This window comes from Alcaligenes sp. NLF5-7, assembly GCF_024266725.1.
Taxonomy (GTDB): Bacteria; Pseudomonadota; Gammaproteobacteria; order Burkholderiales; family Burkholderiaceae_B; genus Alcaligenes; species Alcaligenes phenolicus.
This window is the reverse complement of sequence record NZ_CP100755.1, coordinates 4,281,900-4,304,718: the sequence shown is the minus strand read 5'-3', so window position 1 is coordinate 4,304,718 and position 22,819 is coordinate 4,281,900. Positions and strand designations below refer to the sequence as shown.

Here is a 22,819-nt window from a genome sequence, read left to right as displayed (position 1 = left end):
GCATCCTATGTCTGAGCCACAGAGGTTCGGCTATGATCCTTGCGGATATAGACGATAAGAACCGTTTTGGAGGCACATATGGCGTGGTGCAAGAGTTTATTAACGAGTTTGGCGTTCAAGGTATTTGTCCTTTCCTCGTTTGCATCCGGCGCGATAGCATCGCTGTTTCTTTACCCAATTAAAGAAGCAGGCCATGCAGCGGCTTGGGTCCAGGCGGTTGGATCAATTGCAGCAATCTTGGGAGCAATTTACGCAGCTCGAGAGAGCGCAAAGACTAGTGCACGTTTAAAAGAGGAAAGACATAGGCGTGGGGTGCTGGCCATAATTGATTCTTTCTTTGTTGCGGTGAAAAATATATCAGGACTGATATCTGTACCTCATCAACATGTAAACCCTGATTTCTATGCGAGTTATTCATCAGCATCTTTCAATGGCTTTCTGCGTAATTTAGACATAGTTCCTGTGCTTGAACTGCCCACTCCTGCTGCTATGTCGTCAATGCTGGGTTTGCAAATAGAATCAAAGCTTTTTGTCTCTGCGGCGGACGCCTTGGTTGCCGGCCCCTGGTCACCTAAAAACCAGAATTATTCTCAGTTAGTAGACGCTAGGGATAAATTTAACCTTTGTCTACGTCTTCTAGGTGGCCAAGATTTCAGGACGCTTAATGCTGAGAAACGCTTAGAGAATTTAGAGTCCACGTCATTCAGGCAACTGAAGGACCAAGTTTTATTGCATGCCAACGCTATCAAATCTAACGTGAAAGTTTTGCGTCAGGACTTGCGTTAATCCTGGCCTATAAGCGGTTGAGAATTTTTAATCTTTATTTTCTCCGCCCAGCACCTGGACCAGATCACTGATCATCTTGGCCAGCTCGGCGGTCATCAAGGTCATGTCAGCGTCAAAGATTTCGTCATCGTTGACGGCCGTCACATCTTGTTTTTCAGTCAGGATGTCCAGCGGGGCCACGCGTTTGATGTCCAGCGCGTCGGTCAGCACAAAGCTGATGCGATCAGCCCAGGTCATTGCCAGACGGGTGCATTGCTTGCCGGCTTCAACGTGCTTGCGCACTTCGTCGATGTCGGCGCTTTGCTTCACGTAGCGCACTGCGGCACCGCTATCGCCGGTGGAGCGCAGTTCCGTATCCTGGTCCACGGTGAAGTTGGCCAGTTGCTCTTCGTCCACCAACCAGGAGGTCATGGCGGCACCGGGAGATTGCTCGGTGTACAGAGCCTGCACAGGGAAGGGCTCCACGCTCTTGGCGAACAGACCTAGCACCTCATCACTCTTGGCTACGGCAGCGGCATCAATGACAAACCAATGGTTTCGTGTGTCGATCCACACTAGAGTGTCGCGCTGCACAGCGTGAGAGCGGGGTATCAAATCAATGATGATCTGCTCTTTGATTTCCTTCATCTGCTTGCGGCCTGGCTTATAGCCTTGCTGCTCTTCGATTTCGCGGGCCTTCTCGCGTGCCGCCTGGTTGACCACAGCACTCGGCAGCAGTTTCTTTTCAGCGCGTAGGCAGATCAGATATTGCCCGTTCACTTCATGCACCAGCTCACCACCTTCACGCGGCGGCACCCAGCCCAAGCTGAGAGGTTCTTGGCTGCCGCATGGTGCGAACTGATGCTTAGCCAGCAGGTCGGCCAGTTGTTGAGCGGACAAGGCAAATGCCGTATCCAATCGATAGATACGCAAGTTTTTAAACCACATGGGTGTATTCCTTTCAGGATGGGCTATGCTCACGCGGATAAATCATCGCGTGGAGTGGATAGGGAAATGAAAAAAGAAGACTGCGAAGCGCGTACATTGATCGCGCTGGTCGTGGGGATTGGATTTGGAGTGGTTATTGGGATAGCGACGCTTACTGTCGCGCGCCCGGTATTCCAGTCAAAGGAATGGGCTGCCTGGGTGCAGGCATTCGGATCGATCGCTGCAATAGGCGGCGCCTACTGGATTGGTAAGCAGCAGGCTCGATTTGCCGAGAATCTAAGAATAGAACGAACAAAAAAGGCGATTTTAGGTATTGGGGATCTTGCGCTTGAGAGGGCTAACTTGATTGCTGCTCTACTTTCTCTGAATGAAGATAGGCTGTCTGATCACGATATGGTCTTAGCCAGAGTGCGCTTGCTGAGCCAGTATCACAAATCTATGTCAGATGGAGTTATTGGTGCGATAGAAAGTATCCCTTTTGCCGAGGTTGGCTCCGCAAAAGCTATCGCTGCTTTGCAGGGGCTGCAATTGCAGTTTGGGTTTCTCGATCAGGCCATCACCAATTTTAATAGAGGGCCTGAAAAAATTGAGGTGTTTTCAGAAAGCCTTAAACAGTATTTGCCAGGCTCTTCAGAGTACATTTCCCATAAGGAGATCTTGCAAGAAACATTGCGGTTCCATGTTCATGACAGGATAAAGCACATAAAAAGGCACTATAACGATCTAGTGCAAAGCCTATAGTCAATGCCAGGGAGTGACCATTTTTAGGAGTTATACCCGCTCCCTAGATCCCCGCCATCACACCACCCAGCATTTGCATTTCCTCAGCGATGATTTCCGTTGTGTAGCGTTCCTGGTTGTCCTGGCCGGTCCACTTGCGTAGACAGATCAGGGCTGGGATCAGATGCAGTAAGCATGGCGTGAGAGCAGGGGAGCGAATGGAATGTCATCGTCCATATCCGCTAGGTTGCCGGACGAGGGCGGCGGCGCTTGTCTCTGTTGCTGGCCGCGCCCAGTAGCGTCGGCGTAGTTGTTACGCTGCTGGCCCTGCGGTTGCCGCTGCTCTGGCTGGGGTGTATTACCGTAGCCCTCTCCACCGCCGTCACGGCCGCCCAGCATCTGCATCTGCTCGACAATGATCTCCGTGGTGAAACGCTCCTGACCGTCCTGGCCTGTCCATTTACGGGTGCGCAGACGACCTTCTACGTAGACGGGGCGGCCTTTACGCAAGTATTCACTCGCGATTTCAGCCAGGCGGTTGTAGAACACCACACGGTGCCATTCGGTTTCCTCGCGGCGCTCGCCGGAGGTACGGTCTTTCCACTGCGAAGTCGTGGCAATGGAAATATTGCAGATGGCCGAGCCTTCTGCGCTGTAGCGTACTTCTGGGTCGCGGCCAAGATTGCCCACAAGAATGACTTTGTTGACTGAGGCCATGCCTATCCCTTGTGCTCGTTGATGATGGTCTGGATGACCTGGGTGATGTAGCGGTTGGCTGCCTTGGCTTTGACCTCCATGCGGGCCTCCAGATCCAGATCACGCTGGTACAGCTTGGTGGTGATGCGCATGTGCGGGTCTAGGCGATGCTCGAAGAAGTGCAATTGCTCGTCCTCATAGCCGACCAGCTCGTCGGGGGTGTCCACCAGGCACCATGCCAGTTCAAACTCTGGCCGATCCCACAAACGCATGTATGCCCGGCCCTGCCACTCATAAATAGTGTCGTGGGCCTGATCTGCTGTTTTGGGGAACGTATCCAGGCTCCAGGCTGATTTGATGTCGATGATTCGCCGGGCGGTCACTATGTCGCACTCGCCTGTCATCCAGTCTGTTTCGCGGCGTTCAGTGTTTTTCTGGTGGTCTGTGAAAAACACTGAGTTGTAGAGATCGATGGATTGCTGCTCAACCATCGAGCCTTTTTCCATGTACTTGCTGGTCACCAGCTTTTCGTAGCTGTACACAAACTCGCCAGCTACCTGCTCACAGTAGGTTTTGGCACCGGCGGAAAGGGATTGGAGTTTCAAGGCATCAAGGATCGCTGTTTCTTCATCCGTACGCTTTTTCTTTCGAGCGATCGCCTCAGTTTCCTCGTTATGAAGGTCTGGATCGATGCTCTTCGCGTCTGACATGATGTGGCCGATAGACGAAGCCCGAATCTTAAACGGTGGCAGGTTCAGCATTGAGCGCCTCCATCAGTTTCTTTTCCTGCCCAGCATTCAGGGTGAAGTTGGCCCGCAGCTTCTCGACCGTGAAATCACCTGATTTGATTGAGGCAATGGCATTGCCTAAGCGGTCATCGGAGATAGTCGGCTTCTTGCGAGTGGCGACCTGGGGCCGGACTCGAATGCATTCGACCGCTTCGCCAGCCAGTTTGGTAGTGCTGGCGTACAGGGTTACGGCCTTGCCTTGCCAGTCCTCAATATAGGGACCATATAGACGGGCGATGGCTTTCTGGTTGGTCATGTTCAGAATCCAGGGCTTGTTGCCCTTGAGACGGGCCACGCTACAGATTTCTTTCTTGCCGTTCGTGCCGGCAACTTCTTCAGACGCCACCGAATCAATAACGACCGTCAGGTCCTGACCTTCGGGGATTGAGTAGGCCCCGAGATAGTCTGGGTTCACCAGTTGCTTCCAGTGGGTTTTGCTCATGTCATGCTCCAACTAGATAAGTCACCAGGGAAGGGCCGAATGCGATAAGCCCGCCTACCGTGATAACTGCAGGTATTGCGATTGCGAAGGTAGGAAACCATCCCCACGGAGGCGTGCTGCTATTTGGTGCGTAGCATCCCTGGCCATCGAAAGGGTTACGGCGGCGAGTGCGGGGGAAGCCGGGGTTTTGGTCTGTCATGGCTGCCTCCAGATGCTAAGAACGCCCTCAATCCCGAGCGCAATAAAGAAAGCGGCGCAGCAAAAGAGCGTCGCGAAGATGAAAAACTCGATCAGCACGGCAGCTCCTCCAGTTCTTGCTGGGTCATGCAGTTATGCGTGGTGTCTGCCCAGTCGCCGATGATTCGTTCGCGTTCGGTGCGCAGGGCAGGGCGTAGGCTTTCATCATCAAGCGCAGCAAGCAGCTTGGCGGAATAATCAAAACCTGCCGAGCTGGACACCAGAAGCGCATTCTCCATTTCCTCGATCAGCCCTATGCGGCTTACTTTTTGAGGAATCGATTGCAGGGTCCAGGCGATGTTTACGTACAGTGTTTTGCCGTACAGGCAGTTGCGGATCTGCTCCGAGATATAGGCGCGGCGGCGCTCCGCCAGCTCGTACGCGCATACCTCGCGTTCTGCGATAGCGTTCATGTTTAGCTCCGGGGATTGCGCCGCGTCCGGCGCCATTGAAAGGGAAGAGGGTTAGCCTGCGTCTGCCGCCGTCACTGCATCTGCGCAAATGCAGGTGTTGGCGGGTTTCGGGGTTCTATGCCCTCTAGTCGCAGCACTCCCGCCGCCCATGGCGTGGGCGGTTTTGATATTGAAATGGTTGAGGGAGTGGGAATGCTGCGGCTGGAGAGCCTGAGATTGGGTGTGGCTTAGTGGCTTACTTTGTAACAACGCTATCTATATCTGTGAACAGCCCTCATAGTGTGTTCAGGGACATTTTTCCCTAGAATAATTAGGACATACATTGAAAACAGAAATTGGTATCGTGAAGTGGTTCAATAACGAAAAAGGCTTCGGCTTCATCATGCCGGAGAGTGGCGGTAAAGACCTCTTCGCACACCACAGTGAAATTCAGGGTTCTGGGTTTAAGTCTCTTGACGAGAACCAACGAGTTTCTTTCGTTGCAGGCGCTGGCCAAAAAGGCCCTTGCGCTACCCAGATCCAAATCGTTTGATCCCCTGCTTGCCTTCCTAGGCAAGTGTTGAGTTGATCGGTTAAGGCCGGACCCTTTGAAACATTGGGTTCGGCCTTTTCGTATGTAGGTGCCCGCTCTCACCATGCGGGCCATGGACCTGTGCGCCTACAGGCTGGCGTTGCTGACTATTGGATAACGCGAATATTCATGCGGCATCCCGTCGCACGGGGTGATGGTGAGCGAGTGCAAGTCCGGCAAAGCATCCGTTTCAGAACTAATCCAGATAACAAGGCATGAGTACCCCAGCGCCGCCATCGAACTCGAACCTTGCGAAGGCTTTCGGGTCTCCATTTACGAGCAGCTTGTGATTCGGCAGCCCTTGAATCAGCCTAAGATATCGCTCCTGAAAGCGGTAGCGTACGCCATCCGCCTCCAGGTCTATGGCGCGGAATCCAACTCCAGATCCGTTACAAGGCATACAGGCTTCTGCATCAGATTTGCCTTTTGGGGCGGGCTTGATCAAACCTCCGTCGCCTTTGCAGGCCTGGCATTCGTACTCGTAATTTCCATGACAGAAGTAGCCATCGCCATCACAGTCATCGCAGTCCGTCACGATAATTAGGCCCGAGCCTTCACAATGTTTACAAGGCATGCCAGGCCTTTCTGGCAGGGTAATTGGCAGAGCCTGAGAGTGCTGGCGAGAATCTCGCTCAAGAGCTTGAATCCTGCCGATCATCTTTTCATGAGCAGTGGGCAGGCCTCCACCAGCCCCGAAAACAATCACAGCGATATGTGAATTCGTGGCGATGGCATGGCCGTCATCTTGAAATGGAGTATTGAGATACTCGCGGATGTCTCCGCACGCAGCGAAGGGCTGTAAGTCGATCATGTGAAATCCTTAACTTAGGAAGTGGCGCGACGCAACGCCGTGAGCATGAGAGAGGGATGGTGGCGGGCGGCGATCTCCCGCTTTCGGTTCGGCGCTTTTTCATAGCAGCTGCCAACTAAATGGCAGCCTAGGAACTACCCCCGCTATCCCTTCCATCCGTTTCCGCATCGCCACTGCGGAACATCACCATCAAGAAAAAGAGCGATTACGCCCACGACTCCCCGGAACCGTGCCTTTCCATAACGCTCTTAACGTTAGGGGTGGGCGGTATGGTTTTGCTTACACGCGCTCTTTCTTGATGCCCCTCATAAGAAGGGCTGCCTGGACCTCGCTACTACTTGCCACGAGTCATGCAGGCGTTGATGGGTCTTTGTCATGCTTGCCCGGAAAGTCGCTGGGCCAGCGCATTGGTTTTTCCTGCTGTTCCATGTCTATCTCCTATTTATCCGGCGCGGCTCTCAATGAAACCCGCCTCGGATAACGCCGGTCTATTCCCGGCTGTCACCTTCCGTGTTAAGTTGGAAATTCCGTTTACAACTCATCATGGAAAGAAAACATGGCACTTGATCGAGCGAAGGCCGAACACTTGGCTACAGAGATCGTTCTTGGTTTAGCAAGGGTGGGGGCTCTTCCTGTAAATAATTCTGCAGCGGTGCTAACCGGGGCAACGGCAAGAAACCGTGGCGATTCTGATGCCGTTTACTTGGCCACCTTCTTTAAACGTTTGTCTGACGAGCTTCAGAAATAAGTCTAAATTTCTTGAGGTAGGCTATCGGCTAGCTTCCGGTCGGCAGCAATTAACGCGCCGACCGTCGTCTTTATCAACTGATCAATTTCTGCGCTTGTGCCATGCGCTTGGATCGCCGCAACCAGAACGGCGCGGATCGTTTCTTCTGTCAGATACATAATCCTCTCGCTTCAGTAAGCACCACCATTGATGCTTACCAAAGCGGCCTATCACTAGGCTGCTTTTACGCTGCGCTCCTGGCTACTCCCAGCTGAGCTGGCTCCAGGTAGCGCAACGTTCTAAATCCCCACGTCACGGGTTGTCCGTCTCACTCTTTATCAGGGGGTGTGGGGATGCGCCCTGGGCCTAGCCGTGCACGTTCGCACCATTGGCCTATTTATCGCTTTGCTGATTTTTAAAGAGCCCTGCCGTAGCAGTCGCAGCCTTTGCTGCTGGCGCTCTCTGGACCGTTACTTACCGTGGCTTTGCCTAAAGGTGTTCTGCGGTTGGTGAAGCGTTGAATGAATACTAGCATTGCTAGTAATTCAAAGTCAATAGCAACGCTATTTAATTCGTGGTTAAAAACCCGCCGAAGCGGGGGGGATTCTTTTAACGTAGGTTGGATAGGGCGCTGGTTAAGTCGTCCGCCAGCTCAATGGCGAGTTCTAGCAAGTTGGGCTGTAGCCCGGCAGCTAAGACAGGGAGGAGCTCGGCTAATTGGGCAGAGCGTTTTTGGGCCATCTCGGAATCTTCCAGCGATGAGGCGAGAGGCCGTGTTGGTGGGGTGTCAGTGAAACTCGTCATATCGCAATGCTCTTCTCTTACAAGTGGGCGTTTTAGATACGCGCTCTGATTCGTGGGAGCTACGTGGAGCGCATCAATATGGCGGGGCAGGGGGATATTAATACTGTATATCTATACAGCATTTAAGGTCAAGGTTATGCATCTAACCGCTAGGCCTGGGTAGACTGGATCTGTTAAGTGAAAATTCGCACTATTGTGCGTAGTCGACGTGTCATCCTGGTGCTTCATCAACTCAATTTTATTGATCATTAGGAGATCGATATGAAGCTAGTACACGCGTCTAACCACACCATGAAGACTATCGACGGGCATGATATTCGGTATGCCAGGCTGGGCTATCAGACCGCCCACGGATATATTGGTCAGTCGCGGCCACTGAATCTGTTATCTGGTGAACTGAGGGTGGTTGCCGAGTCAGGCGAATTGGTAACGCTTGGGAAGAGGACACCATAAACAAGAAAGCCCCGTGAGGGGCTTTGTCGTATAGGCTCGTTACGTGAGCTGACGTATCAGAACGGAAGGCCGGGGAATCGGTCTTTTAGCTGTCGGATAAGTTTTTGCCGGGTCGACACCACTTGTTTTGTATAGGTTTGATGGCTTTCGACTGTTCGGCGAGCGGGCTCGCGCAACGGAGAAGTGTGGAGTGGGCTGCGACTAGCCTGGTTAAGTTTTTCGTAGATAGTAATACCTTCTGTATGCCTTCAAATTACCGCTGTAGCCTGGAAATGGAGGTTTTCCTCAGCAATGATGTGGCGTGGAATTTGAAGGGTAGTGAGGTAGCGAGATTGCCACCTTTGAATGAGATCAGTCTCATTGTACCAGTATGGGCTTTTCGCTCACTTATGCATAGAAGTGCTTTGTAACGCTTCCTCGGGTCGGTAGGCGTCAGGGCGAGGTCTGTACGCCTAACAAAATAGCCCCGGGATGAACCGCACTCCACAGGTCGGATCAATGTCCAACTTTGGGTGGCAGTTCAGGGGGGCTTTGCTGTTACTTTGTAGACAGCGCATCGTTAGACACTAATAGAACGCGAACGTTACTTCTGCAGTCCGGAAGTAGGCTGTAATCCAGGGGCCAGCACTAAAAGCTCCGAAGTACGCCTTTTTACCTGTGCGTAATAGATTAGGCTTTTGCGGTAAATGGAAAGTCCAGAATACAGGGCTTCAATCTCTGGCGTGTCATCGTACGTCAGCATCCATGGTCTTTCCAGATTTTTAATCCGGGCGGCAAGATTTGAGTGGTCGTCTGGTTTATAGAAGCTTAAATAAAGGTCTTGACCTCTATTGAAGTAGGGTGGATCGATATTTATTAAGGATCTGCGAGGTAATTCTCTGTTCCAGTTTTCAAGACACTGTATGGCGTCCATCTTGCTGAGACGAACTACTTCTCGATATACATGGATGCGCTGAATCTTATGAATTAGATCTTGTTTATTAAATCGACAATCTAACTTGTAATTTCCTGTCTGTGCTTTACCTCCAATTACTCCACCCTTCAGTATTCCTGATCTATTGGTTCGATTCAAAAATAAAGTTGCGAATGCTAGTTCTGATGACTTGGCTGATGGATCAGCTAATATCTTTCGTTGCTTATGCCATTCCCCAATGGTTACTTCTGTTTTTAGAATTCGCTCACAAAGGGAGTCTGGTTGATTTACTACTGCATCCCAGAATGCATATATTGCTGGATCTAGATCATTCAACCAGACCTCTGTCATGTCTCCATTTAGGAGCAGACGCCACGCTATGCCAGCTCCACCTGCAAATGGTTCTGCGTAGACACCGCCATAGAGACCGTTGGCGCGAGCCAAGTCGATGACGAAGGGGCTAAGTTGCGTTTTCCCGCCTGGGTAACGTAGTGGGGTATCAGTGATTGGCATGCAGCGAGGATAAGCAAATTCTAGAGTTTTGGCCAGCCCTAAATATGATGCTTTAGTGGTGGGCTTATAGTTCGTCTAGCATCGCTCGCAAAGATGGCTCCCACGTGTCGAAGAGGGCACGAAGGTGCTGTCGTGTTGGGATGGAGCCTCCGTGTACAGCATGTCCTAGACTATGCAGGCTGTAAGGTTGATCACGGCTTCCGGCAGCCTTGCTAATTACTGTAAACGCCTTGCCGGTGACTCCGAGTGCGCTAAGCTCACTCATACAAACTTGTGTTAGTTGTTGATCATTCATTGTAGGGCTGTACTTTCCTCTTTTCTTGGCGAACAAGATCATCGTCTGTTCGATAAATGCCCGTAGTAAATAGTTTGCCGCAAATGGAAAATCATCTAACTTCATGCTCAGTGCTTCAGCACGTAGACGGAGCAGAACCCTATCTTTGCATGGAACCATAAAGCTGCTGTCAAAGAGGGTTGGGATTTGGGCTGGATTTCGAGGGGTTCGTTTTTTCTTGTCGAGACTAAGCTTTGTGCCGGGAGTTGACGCAGCGGGTAAAGTGGCTGTTATGGCCTCTGGTGGAGCTGGATTGTCGATGGGCGTAACTGGGGTTTGATTGCTGGATTTAAGCGCCGTTGCGTACTTTAATCTGTCTTCGCTATTTGTTCTAGAGTTAACCAACAAGGTATCGTCATTCTGTTTGGTGATGCTATCCATTACCAATTTGAGAAGTGCTAAATCGACTTCGCCAGTCTCATGTGTGTAGACTAATTTCGAAGCACTACCTAGGCCAAGCAACGCTCGGACACCCGGTGTGCCGAGATATCTTGTAATAGTTGTTAGGCTGACCTTATCCCTTTGCTCTTGTGTCAACAGCCCTGTGTTTACGAGTCTATCTAAAACTTCGAGAGCTAGTTTATTCGCTTTGGAGGAAGTGTTCCGATTACTTCCGGCTGCCCGAGTTTTTTGATCTGCATTCCATTCGCGCGTTCCACGCCCGCCTTGTGGGCCAAGATGTCGGAGGTCGATCCATGGCTTTGCGGCCGCCCTATCAGCGAAGACATGAACCTTGACTTCTTTTGGGACGTTGGCCGTTGCCGATAGCCGTCGCAACTGTGCTTGCAGTTCGCGACTGGGCGCTCGACTGGGATCCAGTAAAAGAATGAGGGCGCACGTCCTTCGATTGCCTTCAACTGCTATGAAGTGACCTGGATGGCCGTCATATGGAATAACGCCTAATACATCTAGTGGACTTAGTGCTCCCCTAGTCGCGATATCATTTGCCAACTCTTCGATCAGTTCTTCGTTGCATAGCTGTGCAATCACCTCGCTATCAGACTCCAGCGGGGTATGACGAGGGTTTTCCGGATCAAGATGTAGTCGGTTAACGGAAAGCGTTCTATCCCCTAGCTCCTCTTTTAATTCAGGGCTTGCTTGGCTGAATGTATCGCGGGCCATGTGTGTTTTCTCCACTTTACATGATGATAGAAGTATTTAGATTCAATTACTTAATGAATAAAAAATAAGGAGCCAAACGGCTCCTTGTCTCTTCCTGCTCAGTCCTTCTTACGTACAGCCTCCCTGGGCTGGGTCACGTTTCCAGTCATTCACTTGCTCTCGTCTTTCTTCACGTCCAGGCCGAGTTGGGCGGCAGCATTCAGAACTGACTTTTCCAACTGGGATCTGGCGCTATTGTTCAGGGCTTGGATTTTTCGCTCATCAAGCAAATCGAATGGCCAAGCAGCCCCGTCTTGGTTGTCGCCGGTCCACATCTCTGCTGCCTTAATTGTCTGAGCGATCGAAGGGCTGAATTCTTCGATATTTACGCCCAGGCCAGACGCAAACCCCTTGGCCGCTTTCATATTCAAGGGCCTTCTGCCGTTCAAGTACTGCCACACAGCCCCCTGGTTGCCTATATCAAAGCGAGCCCCGAACTCTGCTTGTGAGAGAGACGTGCGTTCGTTGTATAGGCGTTTCAGACGCGCAGCGTCGTCTTGCGGGGTTTGGGACAGGGGTTTGCGTGTTTGCATTGGCGAAATATAGCAACGCTATTAATACGTGCAACTAGCATAGCTATTGATTCAATTTAATAGCGATGCTAGTATTTGTTCATGAACCCTATTGCTCACTACCTAAATGCGACTGGCCTGACTCAGGCTGAGTTCGCCCGGAGGATTGGCGTAAGCCAGTCTCAGGTCTATCAATTCCTGAACGATATCCGCCCAGTATCTGAAAAGGTTTGCGTGCGTATAGAGGAAAAGACGAATGGCAAGCTAAGCCGGAAACATCTGCGGCCTCATGACTGGGCTGATATTTGGCCTGAGCTTAGAAAACCTCCTCTTAGCCAGTTCGATAAGGAACTCGCCAATGTGTGATCCAGAAAAGCGAGAGCCGATACCCATCGGCCCCACAGATATCTAGTGAAGGGTAGAGGCCCCGGCCTCGCCTAAGCCGTGAAATTCATTCCATAGCAGTCGATCCAGCACGCCCTCTACGTGAGCCTCTGTTGGGTATTCAAACATTTGCCTGGCCAACTCCGTGGCACGGTCCAGTAGTTCCAGGCGTTCAAAGTCGATTTCTTCTTCCATGCCGGTAGTGTCCGGCCCATTCAGATTCTTATCCATTCGTAGTTCCCGAGGATTGCAAAGGTCTCAGGGGCTACTTTACGAAAGCAGGACGGATCAATCATGCGAAATGAGTCGCACAAATCCAAGCTAAAGACCTTGCTGCATTACGTGGACCAATGGCGCGCACGAGTGGGGAGCCGCGAGGCAGTGGCGCTGGCCATTGTTGAAACCCATCAGCGCCACGGACTGGAGTCCAGCAGCAAAATCCGTTTCGAGACAGCCGGTGACACATTTACGTTGGCCAAGAATGCGGCAGACCGAATCTTCCGCTGGCTGGATGACCAGACTAAAGACAACAACTACATGCCGGCAAATTTCGAGCAGTCGATCCTGCTGGCCATGCCAGAAGACCTTCGCTACGCCTACGTGAACGAAATGCTGCGTCCGCTGGGCTTCTCCGCGCGCAAATTCATTTTCTGCTTCGGGCAAGAGTTCGATGTGGTGGACCGCGTGAAGGCGATCAACAAGGAAGGCTCGGAAGCCATGGCGGCAGTGTTGAACCTCTCCCAGGACAGCAGCCTGGATGCGATGGAGGCGGCGCATAAAGAACTATCTGAATCCATCGGTACCCAACGCGCAGCACGCTCAGCACTGGAAGAGCAGATCGCCCAGCGTAAGCATGTGGGAGCCTGATATGCGTTTGATCTATCGGGAGTTCACGCTTCGGGATGGACTGAGTTGGAACAACCTTGTGGCATTGGTGCGGGCGAATGCGCGTGCCGCGATCGACAACGATAAGCCGCTCAAGGTCATCGTGACTCAAGCAGAGGCAAAGCGTCGCAGCGTCCAGAATCGCTACTACTGGGCCGCGGTGATCACTCCGATCGCTGAGCAGGCCTGGGTGGGCGGGCACCAGTTCAGCAAAGAGTCCTGGCACGAACTGTATGGGCGCTTGTTCGGTGTTTGCGAAGACATCACGTTGCCCGATGGTGAGGTGGTTACTCGTCGTCTCTCTACCACTGATATGACGGTCTCGCAGTTTTCGGAGTATTGCGAGCGTGTTCAGGCTCATGCCGCCCAAGAGTATGGAGTGGAGTTCTCATGAGAGTCTGGAACAGTACCCTGCGTGCCAGTGGACCGCTGCGCACTTATAAGCCGATGAAAGCTACGGCCTGGAAGAAGCGGGCGCCCAAGAAGCGACCAGGTCGGCACGACGCCAAGCTGCGTAATGCCGTGCGTGGCCACCCCTGTTATTTGCAGATTCCCGGACTGTGTCGCAGCTATCCCGATGACCCGACTGTGGTCCCGTGCCATCCCAACTGGCTGGAGTACGACAAGGCAGGCGGACTGAAAGCCCCTGATTTTTATACCGTCCCTGGCGGCCACGCCTGCCACGCAGAGCTGGACCAAGGACGGCGATTCACTCGCGATGAGAAAAAAGCTATTTGGGAACGTGCCTTTGAGGCGTGGCGACCAGTGCGGGATAAGGAGTTTGTATGAGCGTCAAGGTAATGACGGCCGTATTTGAACGGTACCCGGTCGGCGGTGGGGAGATGATTCTCGCCCTGGCGCTGGCTGATCATGCTGATGACGATGGATGCAAGGTGTTCCCGTCCATTGAGCATCTGATGATCAAGACGCGGCAATCGCGCCGCACTGTCCAGTATCAGTTACGCAGGATGGAAGAGTCTGGCTGGCTGATTCTGGTCAATAGCGGTCATGGTGGACGGGGGCAGTCTCGCGAGTATCGAATCAACCTTGATTGGATTAAAGGTGGCGAACTGCCGGGCCAAGAAAACGGTGCAGAAATTGCACCCATTTCTGATGAGAAAAACGGTGCAGATTTTGCGCCCATTAATTCACCTGAAAAGGGTGCAATTCAAGACATAAAGGGCGCATCTGACGACACAAAGGGTGCAAACGACGACATGAAAGGGTGCAACGGGTTGCACCCGCATATAACCACCATAGAACCATCAAGTAACCGTCATAAACCATCAAAGGCTGGCGCCCTGGTTTTGCCCGATTGGCTGGATTCTGATGCGTGGTCGATGTGGGATGAATTCCGGAAAGAAAAATCCGGTAAGGCTTGGACGGAGGCAGCCAAGCGGCTTTCCCTGCGAACACTCGGCAAGCTACATGCCGCTGGGCAGGATCCCATAGCCGCCATCGAGCAGAGCATTGAGCGTGGTTGGACGGGGCTCTTTGGCATCAAGGAAAGCAACACCGGACAAGGGCCATCAGCGCAGTCCGGAGGCTTGAATCGCCAAGAGGCCCTAGAAGCCCGAAACCGAGAAATTGCCCGTCTAGCCGCTTTGGAGTCCTGAGATGCACGACACTGAAAAACAGCAGTTTTTTGGCCTTATGGCCGACGTCTATGCCTTCTACCACAGGGACACATCACGCTTTGCGTTGAACGTCTGGTGGGAAGCCATGAAACCCTTTGATTACCCAGCCGTGAACGAAGCCATAAACCGGCATTGCGTGAACCCGGACAACGGCCAGTATGTGCCGAAGCCTTCGGACATTGTGAAGCTGTTGCGTGGCTCGACTCAGGATAGCGCCTTGGTGGCCTGGGCCAAAGTGGATAAAGCCGTGCGCACCGTCGGCACCTACCGCAGCGTGACATTTGACGATCCGATCATTCTGCTGGTCCTGCAGGATATGGGCGGCTGGATCGCACTGGGGACGAAGAAAGAGGACGAGTGGCCGTTTGTGGCGCGTGAGTTCGAGAACCGCTACCGCGGCTATGCCACACGGCCCAGCCTGGAGTATCCCCGTTGGTTGCCCGGCATTGCTGAAGCGCAGAACAGCCAAGCCGGTCAACCGGTAGAGCCACCAGTGCTGATCGGTGATGCCATGCGCGCCAAGCTAGTGCTGCAGAACGGCTCCGATACCCAGCGCATCGGACTCCAGCAGCTCAGCGACAGAGAAATGCAGGAGGCATTGGCCCCCAGCTCACCGCGGAGGCTGCAGGCATGAAGCGCAAGTACGGAAACCGCAAGGTCACGCTGGACGGTCACAGCTTTGACTCGAAACGGGAGGCCGGCCGATATGGCGAGCTCAAGCTGCTGGAGCGTACAGGACAGATCACCGACCTGGAGCTGCAGCCGCGTTTCGAGCTGATCCCCAAGCAGCGCCGCGATGACGGCCAGCCTGAGCGGGCCTGTGAGTACGTGGCTGACTTCCGGTATACGGACGTCCGCACCGGCCAGCAGGTAATCGAGGACGCCAAGGGCATGCGCACGCGGGACTACATCGTAAAGCGCAAGCTCATGCTCCAGGTTCACGGCATTTCGGTGCGGGAGGTATAGCCATGACATACCCAAGCTGGATGTACCAGGACCCATCGAAGCATGTTGATTTCGTGCGCAGGAAGCGGCAAGAGCACCAGGCGCGGCAGCCCGAGGCAAAACGGGAGCGGGGACGGGAAGGATTGAGAGAGCTTTTCGGGGAGGAGAGGGATGCAACGCTACGACGCTGATTCGATCCTGTGGAACTGGGCTCGCTGGTGCGCATCCGGAGAGCGCGTGGGGAACATGCTGGACGTGGTGCCGCATTGCGACGACGAGGAAGCGCTCAAACCGGTCATCTTGCCAGAGCAGGCCGAGCAGGTCGACCGCCTGCATAAGACGCTGCCGCATCACGAGCAGATGATCATCATAGCCGAGTATCCGCAGCGTCACGGTTTCTTCCGGGGGCTGCCGGCCCGCCAGCGACGCGAGAAGGCCCAGCGGTGGATCAGAGATGTGACAGGGGTTTGGATACAGGAACCGGAATACAAGCTGTACCTGGGGATGTTTAAAGAATTGGTGTGGAGAGAAGTTGTATGAAGTACGCGAGTGAGGTCATTGCACTGATGGGCGCTCATCCAGGCAGGCAGTTCCGTATGGCCCAGATAGTCAGACACGTAACTAAAGGGTTGGAAGTTTCCCCAACCAGCCGTCAAGCGGTAAGGGTAGGTGTGCGTCGTGTTTTAGAAAGCCTGATCGAAAATGGTCAGGTGGTACAGGTTAAGGAGTCCGAGACTTCGTCGGTGTACTTTTGGCAGGTAAAACTGATACATGGAGTTGATGCAAACTGCTACGCTAACTGATACATTGGGGGTGGCACAACTGTGCCTATAGGTTTTGAATCAAGCCCGAGCGAGGAATCGCCGGGCTTTATCTTTTGGTGCCGCCATGTTTTATCTCTGCGTAATCGGTTTCGATGAGGCATTGAGGGCAATGCGCGTCGCTCTGCTATATGAGATCCAAGGCGAATGCCTGCAGGCAATTGAAGCGGATGATTGGATTGAAGCCCGTGGCAGGTGGAAACACGCGGGCTGGTGCATGTCTCTGGGCATGGATGGTTTTTAAGATAAGGCAGGCCCGCTCATCGGAAGATTGGCGGGTTTTATTTTTCTTGTTGTGGGTCGACGCCGTACTCATTGGTTCGTATTCGACGAAGAATCTCACGCTCAATTACCCCTAAAGCATAATTTCGATTGTGCCCTTTTACAGCTCCAATCTTACGGCCGTTGCAGTTTTCGCAGTGGAATGAGACCTGAGGGTTCTGATCTCGTGAGTAGACGTCAAAGCCCTCCTCGTAGACTAAAGTAGCGTCACATTTGGGGCAATAGCCCCATAGGTTTGAAATTTGGTTTCCAATCCATTGCCACCGCCATTTAATGCCATGTATACAGTCTGAGCGATATTTCAGAAACCCTGGTGAGAGGGATGAAGATGAGAATTTTCTGACGATTGCAAGTAAGCCTATGGCGGCAAAGAAAAATAAGATCAACCAAAGCCACCCTGGCAGAGCATGTTTGCCCACAAGTAGAAATCCTGCGCTGACAATTATTTCCCAAACGTCTCTGGCGGACGATGCTAAAAAATCACTTATTGTCGAGCCCAGAATAACGCTAGCGAGAATAGTAGCGATAGTTCCGCTTAAGACGGCAAGAAAGAACTTTTTATTCATGAGTAAAAAATAAATGGTAGTTCTGGTTACGCTTGAGCTTATCGGGCTTACGCGCCAGCCATTTCCCGTTCTGCCGCCTTTGCCAGGAACGCAGAGCGGGACAAATGCTGAGCCTTGGCCATGGCATCGATGCGATGCACCAGGGATTCAGGCAGGCTGGCCAACTAAGTGAAGCCGAAACTACAAGTCTTCAAGTTGGCTGAAAAGTGCAGCACGCCCTTGTTTGGTATAGATGAAGCCATAGAACGTAGACTTCCCAATTACAGACACCACTCCGGCGCCATCAATATCACCCAGTGGCGTTTCAACCCCGCATCCGACGGGGAATGTCACCTCTTTGACCTCTAGAGCGCCGCTCGTTTTTCGTCTGGCATATTCAGGGCGCATCTCAATAAAGGGAAAGCCTTGTGCTTTACACGCCATGATGAGGGTCAATGCATCTAACTGAGCCAGCGGGGCCAGTCGGTAGGTTGTTGGCAGGTTCTGGGGTGGGGGTACCGCTGCCTGCCCATTGACTGGTGCGGCAGCGATGACTGGTGCAGCGCCGCTGAGGTCCTGGATTCGTGCGGTATAGGCTTGGCTCAAGCATTGGGAGCTAGTGCACTTGGCTCGGACCTCACGCAGCCAAGCCCGTTGTGCACGTTTTACGGAAGGACTGTCTGGCTGCCTTGCCAGGGCTTCTTTGTAGACCTTGGCTAGCTGCTCATCCAACGCGGAGAGATTTGGATCCGCACAGACCTGATGCTCGATGTAATTAGAGGCTTTGGAGCAGTCAAAGCTGGCTGCGTGTGCGCCGGTGCTCCAGGCAGACAGCGCTAAAAGGCCAACTGCCTTTAAAAGATTCGGTGTTGTGAGCTTAAGTCCCCGCCGCATGATTCCCTCTCGTTATGAAATGCTTTGTAACGATACCAGAATGCAATCAGGGAATGGCTACTGGCTCTTTTCCACAACAACCCCATGCAAACCCTGTGAGGTAAGAAACAATGGCCACATGCGGAGCCAAGACCCGCAGCGGCCAGACGTGTCGCAACAGGGCGATGCAGAATGGCCGCTGTCGGATGCACGGCGGTAAATCGACCGGCGCCCCGACGGGCAACCGGAATGCCGCCACCCCAGGGAGCATCTACTCCCAGTATTTCACCGATGAAGAAAAAGAGATGGCCGCCCAGATCGAGTTGGGCAAGGTCGATGAAGAGCTGCGCCTGACGCGTATACGCCTGATGCGCGCATTGGCTCGGGAAGCCGAGTACGGCAACACCTTGGAGCTGGACAGCGAAAAGCGTGAGCCGGTCATCATTGAGGGGGTGGTGGTTGCCGGTGCTGAGCAGGTCACCACCACCAGCAAGGTCCGGGACTACTCCAGCCTGATCGACAAGTTGACGGCTCGCATCGAGAGCCTGGAGCGTACCCGGGCTGAGCTGGCCAAGAACGCGCCGCCGGACGAGACGCCGGTGGGCAAGATCCAAATCGAGATTGTGAATGCAAAGCCGAACCCTTCGCCTGCAGATGACGGAGCCGCAAGCGCGGTTCTTTCGGACTGAGGCCAAGTACCCGGCTTTCATTGGCGGTTTCGGCAGCGGCAAGACAGAGACCCTGGCCAACTGCGCTCTGCGTGATGCGCTGGAATCCTCGGACGCCTTGATTGCTCTGTATGAGCCCACCTACGACCTGGTTCGCTTGATCCTGGCGCCACGGATGGAAGAGAAGCTGTCCGACTTGGGCATCCGGTACAAGTACAACAAGCAGGAAAACATCATCTACACCAGCGCACCCAACTGCGGCGACTTCATCCTGCGCACGCTGGAAAACCCGGCGCGCATCGTGGGGTATGAGTCCTACCGGGCGCATGTGGACGAGATTGACACACTCAAGAAGGTGCAGGCCGAGGCGGCCTGGCGCAAGATCATTGCCCGTAATCGGCAAAAGCCCAAAGGCGTGGACAAGCCTTTTAATCGGGTGAGCGCCTATTCGACGCCCGAGGGGTTCCGATTTGCCTACGAGACCTGGGCACGCAAACCCAAGCCCGGCTACGTAATGGTCCAGGCGGCCACCTCAAGCAATCCGTTCTTGCCGGATGATTATGTGGTCTCCCTGCGTGAGTCTTACCCGGCGCAACTGATCGAGGCCTACCTGGAAGGCCGGTTTGTGAACTTGAACAGCGGCAGCGTTTACCCGTCCTTCTGCCGGCGGCGCAATCACAGCGCCGAGGTGGAGCGACCGAACGAGACGCTGCATGTGGGTATGGACTTCAACGTGCTGAACATGACGGCCACCATCAATGTGATCCGCGATGACTTGCCCATCACGGTGGCAGAACTGACTGAGGTGCGAGATACACCCGCCATGGCCAAGCTGCTCAAAGACCGGTTCAAGGACCGCGGGCGTGCCGTGGTGGTCTACCCCGACGCCAGCGGTCAGAACACCAGCAGCAAGAACGCGAGCGAATCCGACCTGAGCATTCTGCGGCAGGCGGGCTTTACCGTACGAGCGAACAGCCGCAACCCATCCGTGCGCGACCGGGTCAACGCGGTTAATGCCATGCTTCTCAACGATATGGACCAGCGGCGCTGGAAAGTGAACACGGACCGCTGCCCGGTGCTGACCGAAGCGCTGGAGCAGCAGGCCTACGACAAGAACGGTGAACCGGACAAAAGCAGTGGTCATGATCATTCTTGTGACGCACAAGGCTACTTCCTGGTCCACCGTTATCCGATTAAAAAACCGAGCGCCGGACAGCGCCAGATTGGAGGCTTGGCGTAATGTCAGTCACAACCACGCATCCCGACTACGATGCACACCTGCCTGAATGGGAAATGATGGACGATGCCCTGGAGGGTGAGCGGGCTATCAAGGCCAAGCCAGGTTACCTGCCTAAACCGGCGGGTATGGTCGAGGCGGAAAAGATCAGCAGCGGCAATCGCTACCTGTACGAGGGCTACCGTGATCGTGCTCAGTACGAGCACTGGGTGCGTGACAGCCTGCGTTCGATGATGGGTCTGGTCTCGCGGCTGCAGCCTGAGATTGAGCTGCCTGCACGTATGAGGGATATGGAGCAAAACGCCACAGACGATGGATTCAGCCTCAAGCAGTTGTTCTTGCGTATGGTGCGCCAGGCTGTGTCTCATGGCCGGGTGCCAACAGTAATCAATATCGATGAGCAAGGGCAGCCATACTTCGCTACCTATCGCGCCACGAACGCCACCAACTGGAAAGAGGCGACAGTAGAAGGGCGTCAGGATCTGGTGCTGGCCGTGTTCCGTGAGTTCCGCGAAAAGGGGGATGATGTCTTTTCGCATGATACCGAGGCCGTGTACCGCGTTTATGTGCTGGAGGGAGGGGTTTGTTTCACCGAGGTCCAGGGCGGCGACGGTCAGATTATCGAAGAGCGCCGTCCGTTGGGCACGGTGGCGACCGGGGGGCAGGTAGCAAAGGGCTTAGGCTTCCTCCCGGTGATCTATTGCGGTTCGACCGACAATGCTCCTGCTGTAGACGAGGTGCCATTACTGACGATGGCGCGTGCGGCTATCAAGAGCTATCAGCTCAGCGCCGACTATTTCACCAGCCTGCACTACACCAGTCATCCGCAGCCGTGGGTTTCAGGACTGGAAGCGGATAAGCCGCTTTCGGTAACCGGTCCGTCAGCAGCCTGGGATTTGGGTGACAACGGCTCTTGTGGCTACCTGGAGTTCCAGGGCGCCGGTATTGATGCCGTGCGCCGTGCGATGCAGGATCAGAAGGGGGCCGCGCTGGAGGCGGGTGCCAAGGTCATGGATGTAGCCGGCACCGAGTCGGGCGAGGCCCGTAAGGCGCGGCAGGATGACCAGCACGCGACGCTACACACCATTGTCGTGACGGTGGCCGAAGCTATCGAGCAAGGCCTGCGCTATATCGCTGAGTGGATCGGCGAAAATCCTGACGGCGTGAAGTTCACGGTCAAGCCGGAATTCAGCACGCCAGTGATTGATCCTGCTATCGCCCAGCAACTGCTGCAGGCGGTTATGGCGGGCAAGATCAGTGCGGATGCTTACTGGCAGTACCTGATCCTGGGCAAACTGCCTGAACGTTCGTATGACGAAGAGGCGCTGCACATCGAGAACCCTGGAGGCGTAGAGCATGGCGAGCCTGAGTGATGCCCAGCGGGCTATCGTGGCGGCGCTGGCCCAGCACTCGTCCTACGGCTATCGCGCATCGTCGCAGGCTGTGAATCGCCTCTGGTTGGAACTGGATCGCATTGGTGCCGACTTGGCCAAGGAACTGCTGCCGTTGCTGGAGGCCTTAAGCCCCGGCGAGCGGGAAGCATTCTTGGCCGGCCGCTACACGACGGATGCGCTCAAAGCCCTGAAGGTCGAGATCGACCAGGCTGCCAAGGCCTTGGATGCGGCCATCCGCGCAGAATGGGCTACCAGTGCTTTGGCGCTGGCTGGCTACGAGATCGCCTATATCACCGAGGTGATGGGTAAGGCCGTTGACGGCCTGCCCGAGGTCAAGGTGTCGCCAGCCAAAGCGCTCAAGGCTGCCGCTGACCGGCCGGTGTTCGGTGGTCAGCTGCTGGATGATCTATTGACCGATATCTCGGTTCAGACTCGTGCCCGGATCTACGCGGGGATTCGGCAGGGGATCGGCGAGGGACAAATCAACGCCGACATCATTCGAGGCCTGCGCGGCACCGACAAGCTGCGCTACCAGGACGGCCTGATACATCGCAGCAAGCTAGACGTAGAGCGGGTGGTGCGCACAGCACGCAATCATGTCTCTAACGTGGCGTATGAAAACACCTACCGCGCCCTGGGCGTGAAGTACCTGGTTGTTGTGGCCACGCTGGACGGGCGCACCAGCAAATATTGTGCGGCGATGGATGGTACACGGTATGAGCTGGATTCGGATTTTCCGCGCCCTCCATATCACCCGAACTGCCGCACGATGCTTGCGCCAAGCTTTGACGGCGACCTGGTGGGTAACCGCCCATTTGTACGCTCGCTCAAGGTGCGCGGCGGCTACCGGATTGGCGAGGACGGTGAACGGGCCCCACGGCCAGCGAGCTTCCGACCGGTGGGAGATATGACCAAAGCGCAGCGTGAGAAGGCGGGCCTTAAGGTTGGCCAGGCGCAGGCCAGCACAAAGTACGGCAGCTGGTTTCGAGGTCAGGATGCTGCGTTCCAGCGGGAATGGCTAGGACCAGCCCGATATAAGTTGTACCAGGAAGGCGGCTACGACTTGAGTCGTTTTGTCGATCCGCGCGGGCGCCAGTACACTTTGCAGGAGCTGCGTCGCCGTGACGCGGATACCTTCAAGAGCATATTCGGTGACTGAGCATCAGCCTTGCGACTTCATGTTTCTAGAGTGGTGGAAACACCGCATCATTGAGCGGCTCCCCTTGTTGGAGCGGCCTGAGCTATGGCTGCATATGCACATCAACATTTCCATGCGCCGACAGGAACTGGAAGACGACATTTAACCCGCCTCTGAGCGGGTTTTCTTTTTTATGGGCTGC

30 protein-coding genes and 3 pseudogenes are annotated in these 22,819 nt (G+C 54.2%); 19 read left to right on the top strand and 14 right to left on the bottom strand.

Annotation, left to right across the window (positions count from 1 at the left end; genetic code table 11):
• Positions 1-78: 78 nt before the first annotated feature.
• Entirely contained in the window at positions 79-786 is a 708-nt protein-coding gene (locus MID00_RS19945; RefSeq protein ID WP_254499441.1) for a hypothetical protein, read from the top strand.
• Between the two features lie 27 nt (positions 787-813).
• On the opposite strand, the gene MID00_RS19940 is transcribed toward MID00_RS19945, so the two are convergent.
• Positions 814-1,713, bottom strand: a complete 900-nt coding sequence (locus MID00_RS19940) for a recombination-associated protein RdgC (RefSeq protein ID WP_254499440.1) — start codon at positions 1,711-1,713, stop codon at positions 814-816.
• A gap of 66 nt (positions 1,714-1,779) precedes the next feature.
• Between MID00_RS19940 and MID00_RS19935 the strand changes: the two genes are divergently transcribed.
• On the top strand, positions 1,780-2,454 hold the full coding sequence (locus MID00_RS19935; protein WP_254499439.1) for a hypothetical protein: 675 nt from the start codon (positions 1,780-1,782) through the stop codon (positions 2,452-2,454).
• Between the two features lie 61 nt (positions 2,455-2,515).
• Here MID00_RS19935 and MID00_RS19930 read toward each other — a convergent pair.
• The 5 genes and pseudogenes from MID00_RS19930 to MID00_RS19910 all read right to left on the bottom strand — a co-directional run.
• Positions 2,516-2,593 (bottom strand): annotated as a pseudogene (locus MID00_RS19930) (single-stranded DNA-binding protein); the annotation flags it as partial.
• A gap of 20 nt (positions 2,594-2,613) precedes the next feature.
• Positions 2,614-3,150 carry a single-stranded DNA-binding protein gene (ssb, locus tag MID00_RS19925; protein WP_254499438.1) on the bottom strand — a complete coding sequence of 179 codons (537 nt, stop codon included), beginning with the start codon at positions 3,148-3,150 and terminating at the stop codon, positions 2,614-2,616.
• 2 nt (positions 3,151-3,152) lie between these two features.
• Positions 3,153-3,890: a hypothetical protein gene (locus tag MID00_RS19920; protein WP_254499437.1), complete on the bottom strand. Its 738-nt coding sequence runs from the start codon at positions 3,888-3,890 to the stop codon at positions 3,153-3,155.
• The gene (locus MID00_RS19915; RefSeq protein ID WP_254499436.1) at positions 3,868-4,359 is read right to left on the bottom strand and encodes a hypothetical protein; all 492 of its coding nucleotides are present in this window, start codon (positions 4,357-4,359) and stop codon (positions 3,868-3,870) included. The genes MID00_RS19920 and MID00_RS19915 overlap by 23 nt, the downstream gene beginning before the upstream one ends.
• Positions 4,360-4,649: 290 nt before the next feature.
• Positions 4,650-5,009, bottom strand: a complete 360-nt coding sequence (locus MID00_RS19910; RefSeq protein ID WP_254499435.1) for a hypothetical protein — start codon at positions 5,007-5,009, stop codon at positions 4,650-4,652.
• A 322-nt stretch (positions 5,010-5,331) separates the two neighbouring features.
• Here MID00_RS19910 and MID00_RS19905 point away from each other — a divergent pair, with 322 nt between their 5' ends.
• Positions 5,332-5,541 carry a cold-shock protein gene (locus tag MID00_RS19905; RefSeq protein WP_268378299.1) on the top strand — a complete coding sequence of 70 codons (210 nt, stop codon included), beginning with the start codon at positions 5,332-5,334 and terminating at the stop codon, positions 5,539-5,541.
• Positions 5,542-5,776: 235 nt separating this feature from the next.
• Here the strand turns inward: MID00_RS19905 and MID00_RS19900 are convergent, their stop codons facing one another.
• Positions 5,777-6,391, bottom strand: coding sequence for a hypothetical protein (locus tag MID00_RS19900; RefSeq protein WP_254499434.1), 615 nt, complete (start codon positions 6,389-6,391; stop codon positions 5,777-5,779).
• A gap of 556 nt (positions 6,392-6,947) precedes the next feature.
• Here MID00_RS19900 and MID00_RS19895 point away from each other — a divergent pair.
• The gene (locus MID00_RS19895; RefSeq protein WP_254499433.1) at positions 6,948-7,139 is read left to right on the top strand and encodes a hypothetical protein; all 192 of its coding nucleotides are present in this window, start codon (positions 6,948-6,950) and stop codon (positions 7,137-7,139) included.
• Positions 7,140-7,141: 2 nt separating this feature from the next.
• Here the strand turns inward: MID00_RS19895 and MID00_RS19890 are convergent, their stop codons facing one another.
• The 4 genes from MID00_RS19890 to MID00_RS19875 form a co-directional block, all read right to left on the bottom strand.
• On the bottom strand, positions 7,142-7,297 hold the full coding sequence (locus MID00_RS19890) for a hypothetical protein (RefSeq protein ID WP_254499432.1): 156 nt from the start codon (positions 7,295-7,297) through the stop codon (positions 7,142-7,144).
• 1,661 nt (positions 7,298-8,958) lie between these two features.
• The gene (locus MID00_RS19885) at positions 8,959-9,801 is read right to left on the bottom strand and encodes a DNA adenine methylase (RefSeq protein WP_254499431.1); all 843 of its coding nucleotides are present in this window, start codon (positions 9,799-9,801) and stop codon (positions 8,959-8,961) included.
• A 64-nt stretch (positions 9,802-9,865) separates the two neighbouring features.
• The gene (locus MID00_RS19880) at positions 9,866-11,257 is read right to left on the bottom strand and encodes a hypothetical protein (RefSeq protein ID WP_254499430.1); all 1,392 of its coding nucleotides are present in this window, start codon (positions 11,255-11,257) and stop codon (positions 9,866-9,868) included.
• 149 nt (positions 11,258-11,406) lie between these two features.
• Positions 11,407-11,661: a hypothetical protein gene (locus MID00_RS19875; protein ID WP_254499429.1), complete on the bottom strand. Its 255-nt coding sequence runs from the start codon at positions 11,659-11,661 to the stop codon at positions 11,407-11,409.
• A gap of 249 nt (positions 11,662-11,910) precedes the next feature.
• Here MID00_RS19875 and MID00_RS19870 point away from each other — a divergent pair, with 249 nt between their 5' ends.
• Entirely contained in the window at positions 11,911-12,174 is a 264-nt protein-coding gene (locus MID00_RS19870; protein WP_254499428.1) for a YdaS family helix-turn-helix protein, read from the top strand.
• A gap of 42 nt (positions 12,175-12,216) precedes the next feature.
• Here MID00_RS19870 and MID00_RS19865 read toward each other — a convergent pair whose 3' ends face one another.
• Positions 12,217-12,423, bottom strand: coding sequence for a hypothetical protein (locus MID00_RS19865; RefSeq protein ID WP_060185852.1), 207 nt, complete (start codon positions 12,421-12,423; stop codon positions 12,217-12,219).
• Positions 12,424-12,486: 63 nt separating this feature from the next.
• On the opposite strand from MID00_RS19865, the gene MID00_RS19860 reads away from it, so the two are divergent.
• The 8 genes from MID00_RS19860 (at position 12,487) to MID00_RS19825 (ending at position 16,462) form a co-directional block, all read left to right on the top strand.
• Positions 12,487-13,059, top strand: a complete 573-nt coding sequence (locus tag MID00_RS19860; protein ID WP_003800270.1) for a hypothetical protein — start codon at positions 12,487-12,489, stop codon at positions 13,057-13,059.
• Position 13,060: 1 nt separating this feature from the next.
• Positions 13,061-13,471 (top strand): recombination protein NinB, encoded by a 411-nt coding sequence (locus tag MID00_RS19855; RefSeq protein ID WP_254499427.1) that lies wholly within the window; start codon positions 13,061-13,063, stop codon positions 13,469-13,471.
• Positions 13,468-13,866 (top strand): nuclease domain-containing protein, encoded by a 399-nt coding sequence (locus MID00_RS19850; protein ID WP_254499426.1) that lies wholly within the window; start codon positions 13,468-13,470, stop codon positions 13,864-13,866. The genes MID00_RS19855 and MID00_RS19850 overlap by 4 nt, the downstream gene beginning before the upstream one ends.
• A complete protein-coding gene (locus tag MID00_RS19845; protein ID WP_254499425.1) occupies positions 13,863-14,693 on the top strand; it encodes a helix-turn-helix domain-containing protein in 831 nt (276 codons plus the stop codon). The genes MID00_RS19850 and MID00_RS19845 overlap by 4 nt, the downstream gene beginning before the upstream one ends.
• Position 14,694: 1 nt before the next feature.
• Positions 14,695-15,348, top strand: a complete 654-nt coding sequence (locus MID00_RS19840) for a DUF6475 domain-containing protein (protein ID WP_254499424.1) — start codon at positions 14,695-14,697, stop codon at positions 15,346-15,348.
• Positions 15,345-15,680, top strand: coding sequence for a DUF1064 domain-containing protein (locus MID00_RS19835; RefSeq protein ID WP_254499423.1), 336 nt, complete (start codon positions 15,345-15,347; stop codon positions 15,678-15,680). Before MID00_RS19840 ends, MID00_RS19835 begins: the two co-directional genes overlap by 4 nt.
• Before the next feature lie 150 nt (positions 15,681-15,830).
• Positions 15,831-16,199, top strand: a complete 369-nt coding sequence (locus MID00_RS19830) for a hypothetical protein (protein ID WP_254499422.1) — start codon at positions 15,831-15,833, stop codon at positions 16,197-16,199.
• Complete coding sequence (locus tag MID00_RS19825) at positions 16,196-16,462, top strand: hypothetical protein (RefSeq protein WP_254499421.1); 267 nt, start codon at positions 16,196-16,198, stop codon at positions 16,460-16,462. Before MID00_RS19830 ends, MID00_RS19825 begins: the two co-directional genes overlap by 4 nt.
• A 913-nt stretch (positions 16,463-17,375) precedes the next feature.
• Here the strand turns inward: MID00_RS19825 and MID00_RS19820 are convergent.
• Positions 17,376-17,486: pseudogene (locus MID00_RS19820) on the bottom strand (type II toxin-antitoxin system HicB family antitoxin); the annotation flags it as partial.
• Positions 17,487-17,508: 22 nt separating this feature from the next.
• Positions 17,509-18,201, bottom strand: a complete 693-nt coding sequence (locus tag MID00_RS19815; RefSeq protein ID WP_003800249.1) for a lysozyme inhibitor LprI family protein — start codon at positions 18,199-18,201, stop codon at positions 17,509-17,511.
• 110 nt (positions 18,202-18,311) lie between these two features.
• On the opposite strand from MID00_RS19815, the pseudogene MID00_RS20710 reads away from it, so the two are divergent.
• The 6 genes and pseudogenes from MID00_RS20710 to MID00_RS19790 all read left to right on the top strand — a co-directional run.
• Positions 18,312-18,374 (top strand): annotated as a pseudogene (locus tag MID00_RS20710) (hypothetical protein); the annotation flags it as partial.
• 12 nt (positions 18,375-18,386) lie between these two features.
• Entirely contained in the window at positions 18,387-18,869 is a 483-nt protein-coding gene (locus tag MID00_RS19810; RefSeq protein WP_254499420.1) for a hypothetical protein, read from the top strand.
• Entirely contained in the window at positions 18,808-20,088 is a 1,281-nt protein-coding gene (locus MID00_RS19805) for a terminase family protein (RefSeq protein WP_254499419.1), read from the top strand. Before MID00_RS19810 ends, MID00_RS19805 begins: the two co-directional genes overlap by 62 nt.
• Positions 20,088-21,458 carry a DUF4055 domain-containing protein gene (locus MID00_RS19800; RefSeq protein ID WP_254499418.1) on the top strand — a complete coding sequence of 457 codons (1,371 nt, stop codon included), beginning with the start codon at positions 20,088-20,090 and terminating at the stop codon, positions 21,456-21,458. Before MID00_RS19805 ends, MID00_RS19800 begins: the two co-directional genes overlap by 1 nt.
• Positions 21,442-22,638 carry a minor capsid protein gene (locus tag MID00_RS19795; protein ID WP_254499417.1) on the top strand — a complete coding sequence of 399 codons (1,197 nt, stop codon included), beginning with the start codon at positions 21,442-21,444 and terminating at the stop codon, positions 22,636-22,638. The genes MID00_RS19800 and MID00_RS19795 overlap by 17 nt, the downstream gene beginning before the upstream one ends.
• Positions 22,631-22,783, top strand: a complete 153-nt coding sequence (locus MID00_RS19790; RefSeq protein ID WP_254499416.1) for a hypothetical protein — start codon at positions 22,631-22,633, stop codon at positions 22,781-22,783. Before MID00_RS19795 ends, MID00_RS19790 begins: the two co-directional genes overlap by 8 nt.
• Positions 22,784-22,819: the final 36 nt, after the last annotated feature.

Coding starts and splice junctions, on each gene's coding strand:
- MID00_RS19910 (WP_254499435.1), bottom strand. CDS start 5,009: ATGAACGCTATCGCAGAACGCGAGGTATGCGCGTACGAGCTGGCGGAG.
- MID00_RS19865 (WP_060185852.1), bottom strand. CDS start 12,423: ATGGATAAGAATCTGAATGGGCCGGACACTACCGGCATGGAAGAAGAA.
- MID00_RS19825 (WP_254499421.1), top strand. CDS start 16,196: ATGAAGTACGCGAGTGAGGTCATTGCACTGATGGGCGCTCATCCAGGC.
- MID00_RS19920 (WP_254499437.1), bottom strand. CDS start 3,890: ATGCTGAACCTGCCACCGTTTAAGATTCGGGCTTCGTCTATCGGCCAC.
- MID00_RS19875 (WP_254499429.1), bottom strand. CDS start 11,661: ATGAAAGCGGCCAAGGGGTTTGCGTCTGGCCTGGGCGTAAATATCGAA.
- MID00_RS19895 (WP_254499433.1), top strand. CDS start 6,948: ATGGCACTTGATCGAGCGAAGGCCGAACACTTGGCTACAGAGATCGTT.
- MID00_RS19870 (WP_254499428.1), top strand. CDS start 11,911: ATGAACCCTATTGCTCACTACCTAAATGCGACTGGCCTGACTCAGGCT.
- MID00_RS19940 (WP_254499440.1), bottom strand. CDS start 1,713: ATGTGGTTTAAAAACTTGCGTATCTATCGATTGGATACGGCATTTGCC.
- MID00_RS19805 (WP_254499419.1), top strand. CDS start 18,808: ATGCAAAGCCGAACCCTTCGCCTGCAGATGACGGAGCCGCAAGCGCGG.
- MID00_RS19830 (WP_254499422.1), top strand. CDS start 15,831: ATGCAACGCTACGACGCTGATTCGATCCTGTGGAACTGGGCTCGCTGG.
- MID00_RS19855 (WP_254499427.1), top strand. CDS start 13,061: ATGCGTTTGATCTATCGGGAGTTCACGCTTCGGGATGGACTGAGTTGG.
- MID00_RS19795 (WP_254499417.1), top strand. CDS start 21,442: ATGGCGAGCCTGAGTGATGCCCAGCGGGCTATCGTGGCGGCGCTGGCC.
- MID00_RS19880 (WP_254499430.1), bottom strand. CDS start 11,257: ATGGCCCGCGATACATTCAGCCAAGCAAGCCCTGAATTAAAAGAGGAG.
- ssb (WP_254499438.1), bottom strand. CDS start 3,150: ATGGCCTCAGTCAACAAAGTCATTCTTGTGGGCAATCTTGGCCGCGAC.
- MID00_RS19835 (WP_254499423.1), top strand. CDS start 15,345: ATGAAGCGCAAGTACGGAAACCGCAAGGTCACGCTGGACGGTCACAGC.
- MID00_RS19890 (WP_254499432.1), bottom strand. CDS start 7,297: ATGTATCTGACAGAAGAAACGATCCGCGCCGTTCTGGTTGCGGCGATC.
- MID00_RS19815 (WP_003800249.1), bottom strand. CDS start 18,201: ATGCGGCGGGGACTTAAGCTCACAACACCGAATCTTTTAAAGGCAGTT.
- MID00_RS19885 (WP_254499431.1), bottom strand. CDS start 9,801: ATGCCAATCACTGATACCCCACTACGTTACCCAGGCGGGAAAACGCAA.
- MID00_RS19915 (WP_254499436.1), bottom strand. CDS start 4,359: ATGAGCAAAACCCACTGGAAGCAACTGGTGAACCCAGACTATCTCGGG.
- MID00_RS19860 (WP_003800270.1), top strand. CDS start 12,487: ATGCGAAATGAGTCGCACAAATCCAAGCTAAAGACCTTGCTGCATTAC.
- MID00_RS19810 (WP_254499420.1), top strand. CDS start 18,387: ATGCACGGCGGTAAATCGACCGGCGCCCCGACGGGCAACCGGAATGCC.
- MID00_RS19945 (WP_254499441.1), top strand. CDS start 79: ATGGCGTGGTGCAAGAGTTTATTAACGAGTTTGGCGTTCAAGGTATTT.
- MID00_RS19840 (WP_254499424.1), top strand. CDS start 14,695: ATGCACGACACTGAAAAACAGCAGTTTTTTGGCCTTATGGCCGACGTC.
- MID00_RS19800 (WP_254499418.1), top strand. CDS start 20,088: ATGTCAGTCACAACCACGCATCCCGACTACGATGCACACCTGCCTGAA.
- MID00_RS19900 (WP_254499434.1), bottom strand. CDS start 6,391: ATGATCGACTTACAGCCCTTCGCTGCGTGCGGAGACATCCGCGAGTAT.
- MID00_RS19850 (WP_254499426.1), top strand. CDS start 13,468: ATGAGAGTCTGGAACAGTACCCTGCGTGCCAGTGGACCGCTGCGCACT.
- MID00_RS19935 (WP_254499439.1), top strand. CDS start 1,780: ATGAAAAAAGAAGACTGCGAAGCGCGTACATTGATCGCGCTGGTCGTG.
- MID00_RS19845 (WP_254499425.1), top strand. CDS start 13,863: ATGAGCGTCAAGGTAATGACGGCCGTATTTGAACGGTACCCGGTCGGC.